Here is a 14,859-nt window from a genome sequence, read left to right on the forward strand (position 1 = left end):
TTGGCTTTTTCAAAAACAGCCTCAGGTAGCTATAATTTTTTCCAAAAAACTTCTTATACCATCTCGTAATATCACGTCGGTTATTACCTCCTTTTCTTCTTCAGTGAGTAAATTAAATGCGCTTACCCAAATGGATAAAGGATCTTGTTTCTGAACCTGATATTCTGGTGATGTTTCATTAAGTTCGAGAGAAGATAATGTTGATTCAGGAAAACAAGAATAGTGATATTCAATTGCTCTGCCTTGAACACCTGTTCGTTTTTGCCTCAACCATTCTTCACGTTTTGCTTTGGCATTAACTCCTTGTGGTGATCTAGGTAACTCGCCTACACCGGTCAACTCCATTGCCGTATACCACTCTTTTTTCATAATGTTTCTCTATTTTTGTAACCAAGTTCAAAAAAGAAGTTATTAAGAAAAAATTAGAAATATTTTTAGAAAAAATAATGTTATTTTATTTTCTTAATAACAGATTCGTGTTCGTTATTAATTTCACACTAACGCTTTAGTTATACCACTAATGTGGCTTCAAATTTAATAGGAAAGGATTAAAAAAATGATTTCTATGAAATCGGATTGGCATCCTGCTGATATTATTGCCGCTTTACGTAAACGTGGAACGACTCTGGCAGCCGTTTCTCGTGAAGCGGGGCTAAGTTCATCAACTTTGGCGAATACACTTTCTCGCCCATGGCCCAAGGGAGAATGGATAATAGCAAATTACTTAGAATTGCATCCGTCTGAAATATGGCCAAGTCGTTATTTCGATCGCAATACAGGAGAACTATTAGAAAGAAAAGTTCGAGATAAAAAGAATAATTAACTATTAATTTAATTATTCATAGAAAAACCGCTAGTTATTTTTAAACTAGCGGTTTCAGTTAACTAATATATTTAAATTAATTTGTATATTAATAAATTACAAATTAAATAAATTAATCATTAATAAATTTTTCGCCTAATTTGATATCTGTATTCAAAACTTCCAGCATGTTATCTAATGATTTCTGTTCAAAATCGCTCAGCTTGCCAATATCTAAATGTTCTTCAATACCATTTTTACCCAAGCGAACTGGTTGAGCAAAGAAACGCGCATATTTGCCATCACCCTCAACATAGCTGCATTCGATAACATTGCTTTCGCCTTGCAATGCACGGATCATAGACAGCCCCATGCGTGCAGCAGCCTGTCCCATAGACAGAGTTGCAGATCCGCCACCCGCTTTTGCTTCAACCACTTCAGTTCCCGCATTCTGGATACGTTTGGTCAATGCTTCAATTTCTTCGTCAGTGAAGCTAACATCAGGAATTTGAGACAGCAGAGGCAAAATAGTCACACCTGAGTGCCCACCGATAACTGGAACTTCCAGCTCTTCTGGTTTTTTGCCTTTCAATTCAGCAATAAAAGTGTTGGAACGGATAATATCCAGAGTTGTTACACCGAACAGACGGTTTTTATCGTAAACACCTTCTTTTTTCAGAACCTCAGCCGCAATCGCCACAGTGGTGTTGACAGGGTTAGTAATAATTCCGATTAATGCCTTTGGACAAGTTTTGGCAATCTGCTGTACCAGATTACGAATGATCCCTGCATTGATATTAAATAGGTCGGAACGATCCATACCAGGCTTACGAGCGACACCCGCAGAAATCAATACCACATCTGCACCTGCCAGTGCGGGGGTTGCATCTTCACCAGCAAAACCAGTGACTTTAACTTCCGTTGGGATATGACTCAGATCGGCTGCCACACCCGGGGTCACCGGAGCAATATCATACAAGGAAAGTTCTGAACCTGAAGGAAGTTGGGTCTTGAGTAGAAGAGCAAGTGCCTGACCAATGCCACCGGCTGCCCCGAGAACTGCAACTTTCATCCTGATACTCCTTAAAATAGTGCTGTAAAAAACTTAAACTTGTCTGGTTAAGAGAGCGCTTTCATTTTACCCATCATTACAATAATGATAAGGAAGACTCTCCTCCACTCATCACTACGTATTAAAACAATCTGTTAACAGCTAAATTATCCACCTAATGACCTGCGGATGGAACATAATAGTTGTTTTATTCTAGACAAAAGGTTTATCTGTTAATGAGATAACGGGCACTTTTTTGATAATTTTCTATTAATTAATAGACCGATCACCTTACACTCTCCTTCCGCATCAAACAACACCATTTAATTAACAATACATTTACCATGCTCACTCTATAAAAATGAAAATAAGCAAAAATAAAATGTTCAATACCCTGATTATAAATAAGGTAATATGGGAAAGAATATACAATTAGGCTCTATACCCGTCGTCTTTCAAGTTGCAGCTTTGTTGGCTGCGCTCGCTCACCCCGGTCACATAGTTATCTATGTTCCCGTGGATTTGCTCTCTTGCCGTCGCGATGCAACTTGAAATCCATTGTGTATATATCTTGGTTTTCCCTTCTCTTTCTTGAATGAAAATTCACTCTTTTGCATAATGTCAGTCTTATAACGGATTTAACGATGGTGAAATATGCGTGTTCCTTCGAAACAGAACGATTTGGTAAAAGCTTTCAAGGCATTATTGAAAGAAGAAAAATTCAGCTCTCAAGGTGAAATTGTTTCAGCACTTCAGGAAGAGGGGTTTGAAAATATCAACCAATCTAAAGTTTCCCGGATGCTGACAAAATTTGGTGCCGTGCGAACCCGTAATGCAAAAATGGAAACGGTCTACTGTCTGCCAGCAGAATTAGGTGTACCCACAACTACCAGTCCGCTAAAGAATCTGGTATTAGATGTCGATTATAATCATAGTGTTGTGGTTACACGCACAAGCCCGGGTGCAGCACAGCTAATTGCACGCCTGTTGGATTCATTGGGTAAAGCTGAAGGAATTCTTGGCAGCATTGCGGGTGATGACACTATTTTTACCACGCCAGCCCAAAACTTTACGACAAAGCAGCTCTATGAGGCGATCCTCAATCTATTTGAGCAGGAACTTTAATCTATCTCTGCCGTATACCAAGAAAGCTAATTAATGTATGCGGCAGACACACACTGAATATATTTAGATGAAGAGAGGATCGCCCAATCAGTGCGCCCCCCTTACTCCGAAGATCTTTCAATTAAACTGTATCTGCTTTCTTAGCTAACTCAGCCAGTAATTTCTCGTGGATACCATCAAATCCGCCGTTGCTCATAATAAGGATATGATCCTCCGGTTTTGCCGTTTCGACAATCATCCGAACCAAAGTATCAATATCCGCACTCCAGCGAGCGGGCTGAATACACTGTTCTGCAATTTCAATAACCTGCCACGGCATATTGGCTGGCTGATAGAGGAAAACTTCATCAGCACGCCCCATTGAAGGTGCAATATCATTTTTGCTCATTCCCATTTTCATGGTATTAGAACGCGGCTCCAGCACGGCCAGAATACGCGTCATTCCACCAACTTTACTTCGCAACGCTTCCAGTGTCGCTAAAATAGCTGTTGGGTGATGAGCAAAATCGTCATAAACCGAGATACCATTGACTTTACCACGCAATTCAAGGCGACGACGGGCATTGATAAAGCGATCCAATGCCTGACAGGCATCCGCAGGCTGAATGCCAATATGGTGGGCTGCCGCAATCGCTATCAATCCATTGTGCATATTGTGTTCACCCACTAATGACCAATTAACTTCACCTACCCATTCACCATGATGGAATACTTGGTAGTTGCTACTATCCTGACTGAGTTTCTTTGCCTGCCAGTTTCCGCCGTCACCGAGCTGGTCCTGCTCACTCCAGCATCCCATAGAGAGAACATGCTTCAGATTGCTATCATTATCGGGAACAATGATTTTACCTGAGCTTGGCACAACTCTGACAAGGTGATGGAATTGTTTTTGAATGGCGGCCAGATTTTCGAAAATATCTGCGTGATCAAACTCAAGGTTGTTCATGATCAGTGTACGTGGACTGTAATGAACAAATTTCGAACGCTTATCAAAAAAAGCACTGTCATATTCATCCGCTTCAACGACAAAAAACGGACTTTCACCGATTTGCGCTGAAACAGTAAAATTCCCCGGCACACCGCCAATCAAGAATCCCGGTTTATAATCACAGGCTTCCAGAATCCATGTAAGCATACCCGCCGTTGTTGTTTTCCCGTGAGTGCCGGCCACTGCTAATACCCAACGCTCCGGCAATACGTGATCATGCAGCCACTGTGGACCAGAGGTGTAAGGAATTCCACGATCCAGAACAGCTTCCACACAGGGGTTGCCGCGTGTCATTGCATTACCGATGATCACAATATCGGGCACAAGATCGAGTTGTGCAGGATCGTATCCTTGAATCAGCTCAATGCCCTGTTTTTCCAGTAAAGTGCTCATTGGTGGATACACATTGGCATCAGCGCCAGTGACTTCATGGCCCAGTGAACGAGCGAGGATCGCTAACCCTCCCATGAAAGTACCGCAAATGCCAAGAATATGAATACGCATTTATTTCTATCCGATATCATGAACTGTATCACTATTCTAACCATCAAATCAGATATTAGAAATGCAATAACCTATGAATCATTTGATTCTTTAGCTAAACTGCCCGCGCATGAGTGCAACACGAAAGTGAAGCACGCTTCCTAAAACCACAATCAAATTCAAGGCCTTTGTCATGAAAACATTAGGCGAATTCATCGTCGAAAAACAGCAAGACTTTCCTCATGCTACAGGTGAACTAACCGCACTGCTGTCTGCCATCAAATTAGGGGCCAAAATTATTCATCGAGACATCAACAAAGCTGGCTTGGTTGATATTTTAGGTACAAGTGGCGTATCCAATGTCCAAGGTGAAGTTCAGATGAAACTGGACCTGTACGCCAATGAAAAACTCAAAGCAGCGCTGAAAGCACGCGGTGAAGTTGCTGGTATTGCCTCCGAGGAAGAAGATGAGATCGTTATTTTCGATGGCGATCGTGCAGAAACTGCAAAATATGTTGTTTTGATGGATCCACTGGATGGTTCTTCGAATATTGATGTAAACGTTTCCGTTGGGACTATTTTCTCTATTTATCACCGAATTACACCAATCGGGCAACCTGTAACCGAAGAAGATTTTCTGCAACCGGGGGATCGTCAGGTTGCAGCCGGTTATGTGGTTTATGGTTCATCCACCATGCTGGTGTACACCACAGGTTGCGGTGTTCATACTTTCACTTACGATCCTTCTCTTGGCGTTTTCTGCCTGACTCATGAAAAAGTCCAATTCCCAGAAAAAGGCAATATGTACTCTATCAACGAAGGAAACTACATCAAATTCCCGTTGGGTGTGAAAAAGTACATCAAATATTGTCAGGAACAGGATGAAGAGACTCAACGCCCTTACACTACCCGCTACATCGGTTCTCTGGTTGCTGATTTCCATCGCAACTTGCTGAAAGGAGGTATCTATATTTATCCGAGCACAGCAAACCATCCAACAGGCAAACTACGCCTACTATACGAATGCAACCCAATTGCATTCTTGGCTGAACAAGCAGGTGGAAAAGCCAGTGATGGCACAAACCGCATTCTGGATATCGTACCCAGCGAACTGCACCAGCGTGTCCCTTTCTTTGTAGGTACAAGATCAATGGTGGAAAAAGCAGAAAGTTTCATGGCTGAGTTCCCAGACGAATAAGCGGTTTTATACACAATGGATTTCAAGTTGCATCGCGACGGCAAGAGAGCAAATCCCCGGGAGCATAGATAACTATGTGACCGGGGTGAGCGAGCGCAGCCAACAAAGAGGCAGTTTGAAAGACGAAGTGTATATTAAGCGACAAATTAAAAGAGGCGATATTTTACCTCTTTTAATGTTCCCTTGAATATTAATACCCATTTTAGCTTCCGCGTTATTTTCTGCATTTATGACACAACACTTATGACACAACACCTCACAGTCAACATCTCATTATAATTAGAGAGTATCCTTAGTATTTTTGCGGACTCCACCGTAATATCGTAAATACTATTTTCTGCTGAAAATAACCATCATCACTTTTAATCAACCAAACACTCTGGGTTATCAGCTGATAACAATTATTCATTACGCAGAACAATAAAAACTTTCCTAATGTATGTAGGTGTGGGAAATATTATTCTTTTTATATTCATGGATATTTCCCTATATCCAGTAACCTTAAACATCAAAGGTATCAATTCTGAAACGCTGGCAACAGCCCATATTGTATGAGGTATTCATATATGGACTCGTATTTTAATCATAAAATTTTCCGGCTATCTGTTCTCGCGTATTCCCTCTTTTTACCTTTTACGCCGATGAGTGCTTTTTCGGTAAGTGAAAGAATTGACGGAAATAAAACAGAAAGAACAGGGTTACAGCAAGCGGGGAATGAAAATAGCACCAAGAATGTGCACGATGATAACGCCGGGGTCATTGCCCAAAATGTGATGCGGGTCAGCAACCTGCTCTCATCCTCCCCCACCCAGTTGGCTGAACAGGCTAAATCCTACGCTCTGGGGAAAGTCAATAATACGATAGCCACAGAAACCCAAAAATGGCTGGCCCAGTTCGGCACCGCCAGAATTAATTTTGCCTTTGACAGAAAGGGAAAGCTCGATAACGGTGCCTTAGACCTGCTGGTCCCCCTCTACGACAATAACGCAGACTGGCTGTTTTTCTCCCAACTGGGTTATCGCAATAAAGACAGCCGCCACACGGTCAACCTCGGGTTTGGCGGCCGTTATTTTACCCCCGGCTGGATGTATGGTCTCAACACATTCTTTGACCATGATGTCACCGGGAATAACAAACGGTTGGGGCTGGGCGGAGAAGCCTGGACGGATTACGTCAAGCTGTCGGCCAATACCTATTGGCGCTTAAGCAAATGGCATGATGCACTCCACGACAAGGACTACGAAGAACGCCCGGCCAACGGCTTTGACCTCAACAGTGAATTCTTCTTGCCCGCCTATCCGAATCTGGGCAGCAAATTAAGTTATGAGCAGTACTTCGGTGATAACGTCGCCCTGTTCAATCGGGATTCCACTCAGAAAAACCCCAGCCTGGCCAGACTGGGCCTGAGTTATACCCCTATTCCGCTAGTGACCATGGGCGTCGATTATAAGTTCGGGGGAAGCGGACACAGCGAAACCCTCTTTCAGGCTAACCTGAACTACCGTTTCGGCACGCCTTTCAGCGTCCAGATAGCTCCTGACAGCGTGGCGTCCATGCGCACACTGGCCGGCAGCCGTTATGATCTGGTGGAAAGAAATAACAATATCGTGCTGGATTATCGGCAAAAATCAGACCTGACCGTGGACCTGCCAAATACCCTAAGCGGGTACGGGACTCAGAACATTCCGCTCACCGCGATGGTCACCTCCTCAAAGCCCGTAAAAAATATTCGCTGGTCATTCAGCCAACAGTTCAAGGCCAATGGCGGGGCCATTGCTGATGAAACCGCGAAAGAGACCTCAATCTTACTGCCTGTCTATAAGTATGCCAAAGACGGATCCGCCGGACTCAACAACTATGATCTGGCTGTCACTGCAGAAGGGGAACACGGTAAACCGAAAACCGCGCACATGAAAGTGATTGTTGAACCTTTTGTCATCAAAGAGAAAAGCATCAAGGCTCGTGGAAAAGGCGCTGCCGTAGCGGATGGTAGCCCGGCTTATGATCTGTTGGCAACCGTCACTTACGGCGATAAAAATAATAAACCGCTCAAGAAGGATACGATGATCCCAGATGTGAAATGGACCCTTGATCCACCAAATGATGATGCCAGATTACACTGGAATGACAGCCAACCGCTCAATGAGCAGGGTCAATTAACTGCCACTCTGGGGAGTACAACACCACTTGACCCGAAGACAAAAGTCTATCTGTCTATCGCCGGTATGCCGAAAGAGTTGATAAACGACACGGACTCCCTCCTCAATTTTGTCAATATGTACGATGAGTATCAGATTACCGATACTCAGGTTAAACCAGATGGCACGCTTACCACTAATGATGTCAATAATGTGTATATCTTTACGGCCAAGATATTAGATAAAAACGGGAACCCGCTACAGGATCAGAAAGTCAATGCCAAATGGCAGGCGATTTCCCTGCAAGATAATAGTAATAAAGAGGTAGAAATAAAGTCGATTGATAATTACAAGACTAATGCCCACGGCGTGCTTACGGCAACCCTGCGTAGTAACACCCCGCAGAAGATCAGGGTTACACTTTCCCTTGAGAAGGGTGCTAAAGCATCATTTAATGAGGTCGAGTTTGTCAAAAGTGACATTGAGGTCACATTTACTATTGATGGTACGGATGAAAAAAATCATTTAACCGCCATATCAGATAAAGAATATAAAGTGACTGCCCACCTAACTCAGGGAGGAAAAGCTCTCAATAATAATAAGCCATTGAAGTTGAAATGGTCACTGGAACCAAAATTGGCAGAATTTACTATCAAGGAAACTGATAACACCCCAGACGCGGGAGGTAAAGCTCATGCGCTTATTTCCAGTACGCGAAGTATCGAAGGTGCGAAAATCATTTTATCAGTTGATGATGGGCCTTTGCTCGAATCTGAAGAATTCAATTTTGTTGCACCTAATTCACAGGATTTAGGGGCTGTACTAGAAGGAAAAGTTGAGCCTTTATCATCCAAGCCAATACGGGGAAATGAAAAAGATGAGTTCATTTATAAAGTAAAAGTTATTGAAAAAAAATCCGGCAATGCATTGAAAAACCAAAGCATTTCTGACGTAAAATGGAAAGTGAATAAGCCAGAAAAAGCGCTGGGCGACTTTACACTTGATGTGACTGATAATTCAACCACCAATAATGAAGGTTATTTAACCGCTAAACTGAAAAGTAAAGAGGGTTATGATAACGTTACAGTATCTGTATCCTTAGGAGATACTGAGAAACAATCAGAACCTGTTGTGCAGTTCCTGCCTGAAGCACAAAAATCAGTAGGGCTTTTCGTAAAAGCCGATTATAACAGTGGAGTACAAAAAGTTATTCCAAGTTCACAACCAGAAGGAATCCGCTATGTGCATGAAGATGTTTATCTTGAGTTGATGCAAACGATAGACGGTAAAAACGAATATCTGGGGTATTCGAAGGGTGGTAAGTATCCAACAAGCAGTAGGGGCGATTGGCTAACAACAGTTTATCCCAGCGATAAAGAAAGTGTAATATATAGGGATGCGTACGATAATATGCGCTTCAACACTAAGTATTTTAGCCCAGGGCCTATAACATTTTCAAAAATTTACACAGATAAGGAAACAGGTAGAAAAGAGCTATATTCTTATACACTCAACCCTCAAAGATATGTCTATCCTCCAAAAACCTCTGACAAGGCTCTGAGGTACGCTAAACTTAAGGACGATATGACATGCGAAGACCTTCCTGCCGACAACTCTTCCCCTTTCAAGGCCAAAACGCTGGTCTTAGGGACAGATATTATAGAATCTGGAGCCGCAGTTCCGAATACCTCATATAATTACGATTTTAACAATGACTTCAAGAACCTTGGAATTGCCCCTCTTAGGAACGACACAACACGTAAAATTAAAATCAAAACTGTAGACGGTTTTGCTTTTTACGATATTGACACAAGACAAGTTATTTCTTCCAACGATGATGATGAAGGTGTGTTGTTATGTTACAGGGATGAATAATATAATTAGGACTAAATAGCAAGTCAAAATTGTAGATGGCCTCCTTACTCCTCGCTACGCGAGGAGTAAGGATCTTCATAAATTGAATATATCACTATTATGAATATACCCAATGGATTTCAAGATGCGGCGCGACGGCAAGGGAATGGCCCCCCAAGAGCATAGCTAACTATGTGACCGGAGTGAGTGAGCGCAGCCAACAAAGCTGCAACTTGAAAGACGACAGGTATAGACTATTTAGAGAAATAAGGGATATTAAGGGGCTGTGAAACGGTAAGAAAACTATTTTCAAACCTAAATTAAAAGAGGCGAAATATCGCCTCTTTTAATTTTTCCGAGAACATTAAATAGAGAAACCCTATATATTTGTCAGATCCACTGTGCATTATTATAAATACTATTTTCTGCTGAAAATAACCATCATCACTTTTAATCAACCAAACACTCTGGGTTATCAGCTGATAACAATTATTCATTACGCAGAACAATAAAAACTTTCCTAATGTATGTAGGTGTGGGGAATATGATTCTCTTTAATATTCATGGATATTTTCCTATATCCAGTAACTTTAAACATCAAAGGTATCATTCTGAAGCGCTGGCAACAGCCCATATTGTATGAGGTATTCATATATGGACTCGTATTTTAATCATAAAATTTTCCGGCTATCTGTTCTCGCGTATTCCCTCTTTTTACCTTTTACGCCGATGAGTGCTTTTTCGGTAAGTGAAAGAATTGACGGAAATAAAACAGAAAGAACAGGGTTACAGCAAGCGGGGAATGAAAATAGCACCAAGAATGTGCACGATGATAACGCCGGGGTCATTGCCCAAAATGTGATGCGGGTCAGCAACCTGCTCTCATCCTCCCCCACCCAGTTGGCTGAACAGGCTAAATCCTACGCTCTGGGGAAAGTCAATAATACGATAGCCACAGAAACCCAAAAATGGCTGGCCCAGTTCGGCACCGCCAGAATTAATTTTGCCTTTGACAGAAAGGGAAAGCTCGATAACGGTGCCTTAGACCTGCTGGTCCCCCTCTACGACAATAACGCAGACTGGCTGTTTTTCTCCCAACTGGGTTATCGCAATAAAGACAGCCGCCACACGGTCAACCTCGGGTTTGGCGGCCGTTATTTTACCCCCGGCTGGATGTATGGTCTCAACACATTCTTTGACCATGATGTCACCGGGAATAACAAACGGTTGGGGCTGGGCGGAGAAGCCTGGACGGATTACGTCAAGCTGTCGGCCAATACCTATTGGCGCTTAAGCAAATGGCATGATGCACTCCACGACAAGGACTACGAAGAACGCCCGGCCAACGGCTTTGACCTCAACAGTGAATTCTTCTTGCCCGCCTATCCGAATCTGGGCAGCAAATTAAGTTATGAGCAGTACTTCGGTGATAACGTCGCCCTGTTCAATCGGGATTCCACTCAGAAAAACCCCAGCCTGGCCAGACTGGGCCTGAGTTATACCCCTATTCCGCTGGTGACCATGGGTGTCGATTATAAGTTCGGGGGAAGCGGACACAGCGAAACCCTCTTTCAGGCTAACCTGAACTACCGTTTCGGCACGCCTTTCAGCGTCCAGATAGCTCCTGACAGCGTGGCGTCCATGCGCACACTGGCCGGCAGCCGTTATGATCTGGTAGAAAGAAATAACAACATCGTACTGGACTACAAGAAAAAGCCGGAGTTAGCCATTACCCTGCCAGATACCTTAAGCGGGTACAGTAGCCAAACCGTTATAACTAGCGCCAAAATTCTCTCCAGCAAACCACTGAAGAAGGTTAATTGGCAAGCCGATAAAAGATTCTATGAAAACAAAGGAATTCTCTTAGACCGTGGTAACCAAGATGAACAAGCTGAATTAGTATTGCCGAAATATGTTAACAACGGAATAAACAGATATACCCTGTCTGCTACCGCTGAAGAAGAAGGTGGTAAATCCAAGACAGCTCAAATGAATATTGACGTTGAACCTTTTGTCATTAAAGCCCAGAGCATTACATCAGATGGAACAGACCCCGTGCTTGCTGATGGCAAGTCTCCTTATCATCTGGCTGCAACCATCACCTATGGCAATAAGAATAACGACTCTATCAGAGCCAGAGCTATACCGGACGTAAAATGGAGCATTGAGCCAGAAAACCCCAAGGCAGAATTAAGTTGGGATAAATCAGGAACAACTAATGACCAAGGTCAATTAACCGCAACGTTAGTCAGTACAGAGCCGCTCTCAAATAATACCAAGGTTTATCTGGAAATGGATGGTATGCCAAAAATGGAGATAACAGGTGACAAACGACTCACTTTTACGAGTGTAAATTCCAGATACCAGATCACCACGCAGTTAGTTGAACCTACAGGCCCACTCTCAATCCATCACGCAGAAGATATTTATACCTTTAAGGCCACGATATTGGACCAAAAAGGGAATCCACTGCGGAAAGAAAAGATTCAAGCCTCTTGGACTACAACGCCCAACGATAGTGTGACACTAAAAGATATCACCAACGGCACCACCAACGATCAGGGGCAATTGATTGCGAGCTTGCACAGTACCAAAGCCCAGGAGATCACCGTAACACTTTCTATTAAGGATGGTCCGAGTCATGAGTTTACAAAAGTTAGTTTTGAGGATGATGCCAATCAACCAGTTAAGATCAAAGATATTACGTTTAATCCACCCCAACAACCTTACGCAGCAACGGCAAGTCACAAGATCACTGTATATGCGCAATTAACCGACGAAAATGATAATGATCTTAGGCAAGGGAAAAAAGTGAACGTACAGTGGTTCGCAATGCCTGAAAAACTAGCAGGGTTCAAGATTGATCCAGCAGAAGGAACTTTCACAACAGACCAGAATGGCAAGATCCAAGCTACTTTAACCAGCACCCGAGCGATAAAAAATGCTAAAGTCGGATTGTCTGTTAATGGAGGAGATCAGGTCGAATCTGATCCTTTCATATTTATCGCCCCCAGCAATCTGGACGCTTCACTCGACGGGAATATTATTCCACCAACCGGGACAATGATAGGTGATGGAAAAACAGAGTATCCCTTTAAGGTGCAACTCGTTGATAATACTAACAATGGTAGTGCCATGCCAAACCAAAGCATTTCAGGTGTAACATGGGGTATAAAAGACAATAAATTTCCTAACGATGTTAAGCTCCGCGTTCCTGAGGATCAAACCACAGATGAACAGGGTTATTTGACTGCCTTTTTGACAAGTACAAAAGGGGTTAAGAACGTAATTATCACGGCAACTTTAAGTGCAGATAAGGAGAAATCCGTTTCTGTGGAGATTGAACCTCAACCACAATTAGCACATATACGGATGAATACAAAAGGCACCTCCTCTACGAAGGACTTCCAGCAACAGGAGAAGCCTCACAACGTCCATAAGAACCTAATAGTGACGCTGCTAACACCGGATGACAACAAGATAATTTCGGGTAAGGATAACTCGCATAAAGTCGAATTTAAGTCTTCTAATGAAAATATGGTGAAAGTAAATGACGAAGGTCAGATAACATTCCCTGTTGAAACCTTCAACATACGAGAAAAAGGAACGACAACCGTTACAGCTCGGGTAACAAATGAAGAAACAGGCGAAAAGTCGGCCTACGTTTATACTTTCAACCCCCAACAGTATATATTTACCCCAACATTTTCTGATGAAATCGACATTATCGGCGGTCCAGCTTGCTTCAATCTTAGGTCTCAGTACATTTATGGTCATTCAACTAGTACGGTGATAAGTGTGTCAACATCAGACATTGGCGCGACTGACGCTCTTCTTACCGAAAACTCATTCGATCGTGAGTATGACAAAGAGCATTTCCCAGACTTTGTTATTTTCCCCGATACATCTAGCAATGACCATACACTCCTTAAGCTCTGGGACTCAGTATCTAAGAGTTATAAGGCATTTGATTATAGCAGAAGGGAATTATACACTTTGGAAATAGATGAAGAAAGGAAACGAGCCACTCAGGGAAGATTAATATGTAAACTTTCTAAATCAAGCAAATTTTCCCCGTTTGGTAAGGATGAAGAAAGAGAAGCACAGTCTCAATAATGATTGGGGCTGTGTTTTTTAGTACCGACAAGTTGGTCAAAAATCCAAGGACTTTAAACCTGTTTTGGCTATAATACCCCGCACTCCATTTTGGTTTGAAATTGAAGGAACCCTTTTATGAGCCTGAACAACGTACCAGCAGGTAAAGAACTGCCTGAAGATATCTATGTCATCATTGAGATCCCAGCTAACGCTGATCCGATCAAGTACGAAGTAGACAAAGAATCCGGCGCCCTGTTTGTAGACCGTTTCATGTCCACAGCAATGTTCTATCCATGTAACTACGGCTATATCAACAACACCCTGTCCCTTGACGGTGACCCTGTTGATGTATTGGTTCCAACGCCATATCCATTGCAACCAGGTTCAGTTATTCGTTGCCGTCCAGTTGGTGTTCTGAAAATGACCGATGAATCTGGCGAAGACGCAAAATTGGTTGCTGTTCCTCATACTAAACTGAGCAAAGAGTACGATCACATCAAAGATGTGGACGATCTGCCAGAACTGCTGCGCGCTCAAATCACTCACTTCTTCGAGCATTATAAAGACCTGGAAAAAGGCAAGTGGGTTAAAGTTGACGGCTGGGATAATGCCGCAGCAGCTAAAGCTGAAATTATGTCCTCTTTCGAACGCGCTGCAAAAAAATAATCCTGATGGATAACAGCGGGTTTTAAATCAAAAAAACCTCTGTCCTTTATAAGAGCAGAGGTTTTTGTTTGATGCTTGATTTTATTGACAAACAACAAATCGCTGATTTTATTCTTCTCCGTGGCGTTTAAGCCAATCGCCGCTTGTTATCCGACACAGACCTCCAACAGACAATTTATATAGATAAATCCATGCTTTACCATAAGGTGTTTCAATAAGTTCCCTTCGATATTCCTGAGCATTTTTTTTCAAATCATCCAGCTCAGTCAGAATAGATGGCGTAATGCGATATACTTCACATTCAATTATCCCTTCGCCACGGATCACCGCCGGATAATGCCCAAGGTCATAAATTTCATAACCTTCTAAACTGTGTTCTCCTAACAGTTGAGCATCTGTCATCCAGTGATGATTAGCTTGTTTGCGCCTCAGGCTGCCATAAACAATCACTCGCAT

At 42.7% G+C, this 14,859-nt stretch carries 11 protein-coding genes; 7 read left to right on the plus strand and 4 right to left on the minus strand.

Going from position 1 to position 14,859, the window contains the following annotated elements; all coding sequences use genetic code 11:
• Window positions 1–21: 21 nt before the first annotated feature.
• Window positions 22–369, minus strand: coding sequence for a DNA-binding protein (locus BM329_RS09040; RefSeq protein ID WP_092551949.1), 348 nt, complete (start codon window positions 367–369; stop codon window positions 22–24).
• 187 nt (window positions 370–556) lie between these two features.
• On the opposite strand from BM329_RS09040, the gene BM329_RS09045 reads away from it, so the two are divergent.
• Window positions 557–823, plus strand: coding sequence for a helix-turn-helix domain-containing protein (locus tag BM329_RS09045; protein ID WP_092551952.1), 267 nt, complete (start codon window positions 557–559; stop codon window positions 821–823).
• Between the two features lie 112 nt (window positions 824–935).
• Here BM329_RS09045 and mdh read toward each other — a convergent pair whose 3' ends face one another.
• Window positions 936–1,874: a malate dehydrogenase gene (gene mdh, locus BM329_RS09050; protein ID WP_092551955.1), complete on the minus strand. Its 939-nt coding sequence runs from the start codon at window positions 1,872–1,874 to the stop codon at window positions 936–938.
• Between the two features lie 393 nt (window positions 1,875–2,267).
• On the opposite strand from mdh, the gene BM329_RS14715 reads away from it, so the two are divergent.
• A complete protein-coding gene (locus BM329_RS14715) occupies window positions 2,268–2,405 on the plus strand; it encodes a hypothetical protein (RefSeq protein WP_177216235.1) in 138 nt (45 codons plus the stop codon).
• Window positions 2,406–2,507: 102 nt separating this feature from the next.
• Entirely contained in the window at window positions 2,508–2,978 is a 471-nt protein-coding gene (gene argR / locus BM329_RS09055; protein WP_092551958.1) for a transcriptional regulator ArgR, read from the plus strand.
• A 121-nt stretch (window positions 2,979–3,099) separates the two neighbouring features.
• On the opposite strand, the gene mpl is transcribed toward argR, so the two are convergent.
• The gene (mpl, locus tag BM329_RS09060; RefSeq protein ID WP_092551961.1) at window positions 3,100–4,470 is read right to left on the minus strand and encodes a UDP-N-acetylmuramate:L-alanyl-gamma-D-glutamyl-meso-diaminopimelate ligase; all 1,371 of its coding nucleotides are present in this window, start codon (window positions 4,468–4,470) and stop codon (window positions 3,100–3,102) included.
• A gap of 172 nt (window positions 4,471–4,642) precedes the next feature.
• Between mpl and fbp the strand changes: the two genes are divergently transcribed.
• The 4 genes from fbp (at window position 4,643) to ppa (ending at window position 14,403) form a co-directional block, all read left to right on the plus strand.
• Window positions 4,643–5,647, plus strand: coding sequence for a class 1 fructose-bisphosphatase (gene fbp / locus BM329_RS09065; protein WP_092551964.1), 1,005 nt, complete (start codon window positions 4,643–4,645; stop codon window positions 5,645–5,647).
• Window positions 5,648–6,213: 566 nt separating this feature from the next.
• Window positions 6,214–9,660, plus strand: coding sequence for an inverse autotransporter beta domain-containing protein (locus BM329_RS09070; protein WP_177216236.1), 3,447 nt, complete (start codon window positions 6,214–6,216; stop codon window positions 9,658–9,660).
• A 633-nt stretch (window positions 9,661–10,293) separates the two neighbouring features.
• Window positions 10,294–13,755: an inverse autotransporter beta domain-containing protein gene (locus BM329_RS09075; protein WP_177216237.1), complete on the plus strand. Its 3,462-nt coding sequence runs from the start codon at window positions 10,294–10,296 to the stop codon at window positions 13,753–13,755.
• A 117-nt stretch (window positions 13,756–13,872) separates the two neighbouring features.
• Window positions 13,873–14,403: an inorganic diphosphatase gene (ppa, locus tag BM329_RS09080; protein ID WP_092551973.1), complete on the plus strand. Its 531-nt coding sequence runs from the start codon at window positions 13,873–13,875 to the stop codon at window positions 14,401–14,403.
• A gap of 108 nt (window positions 14,404–14,511) precedes the next feature.
• Here the strand turns inward: ppa and BM329_RS09085 are convergent, their stop codons facing one another.
• Complete coding sequence (locus tag BM329_RS09085) at window positions 14,512–14,859, minus strand: gamma-glutamylcyclotransferase family protein (RefSeq protein ID WP_092551976.1); 348 nt, start codon at window positions 14,857–14,859, stop codon at window positions 14,512–14,514.

Origin of the sequence: Xenorhabdus koppenhoeferi (assembly GCF_900116635.1) — a bacterium.
GTDB classification, from domain to species: Bacteria; Pseudomonadota; Gammaproteobacteria; order Enterobacterales; family Enterobacteriaceae; genus Xenorhabdus; species Xenorhabdus koppenhoeferi.

Excerpts from the sequence above, each read along its gene's own strand:
- BM329_RS09075 (WP_177216237.1), top strand. The coding sequence starts at position 10,294 with ATGGACTCGTATTTTAATCATAAAATTTTCCGGCTATCTGTTCTCGCG.
- BM329_RS09085 (WP_092551976.1), bottom strand. The coding sequence starts at position 14,859 with ATGCGAGTGATTGTTTATGGCAGCCTGAGGCGCAAACAAGCTAATCAT.
- fbp (WP_092551964.1), top strand. The coding sequence starts at position 4,643 with ATGAAAACATTAGGCGAATTCATCGTCGAAAAACAGCAAGACTTTCCT.
- BM329_RS14715 (WP_177216235.1), top strand. The coding sequence starts at position 2,268 with ATGGGAAAGAATATACAATTAGGCTCTATACCCGTCGTCTTTCAAGTT.
- mpl (WP_092551961.1), bottom strand. The coding sequence starts at position 4,470 with ATGCGTATTCATATTCTTGGCATTTGCGGTACTTTCATGGGAGGGTTA.
- mdh (WP_092551955.1), bottom strand. The coding sequence starts at position 1,874 with ATGAAAGTTGCAGTTCTCGGGGCAGCCGGTGGCATTGGTCAGGCACTT.
- BM329_RS09045 (WP_092551952.1), top strand. The coding sequence starts at position 557 with ATGATTTCTATGAAATCGGATTGGCATCCTGCTGATATTATTGCCGCT.
- BM329_RS09070 (WP_177216236.1), top strand. The coding sequence starts at position 6,214 with ATGGACTCGTATTTTAATCATAAAATTTTCCGGCTATCTGTTCTCGCG.
- BM329_RS09040 (WP_092551949.1), bottom strand. The coding sequence starts at position 369 with ATGAAAAAAGAGTGGTATACGGCAATGGAGTTGACCGGTGTAGGCGAG.
- ppa (WP_092551973.1), top strand. The coding sequence starts at position 13,873 with ATGAGCCTGAACAACGTACCAGCAGGTAAAGAACTGCCTGAAGATATC.
- argR (WP_092551958.1), top strand. The coding sequence starts at position 2,508 with ATGCGTGTTCCTTCGAAACAGAACGATTTGGTAAAAGCTTTCAAGGCA.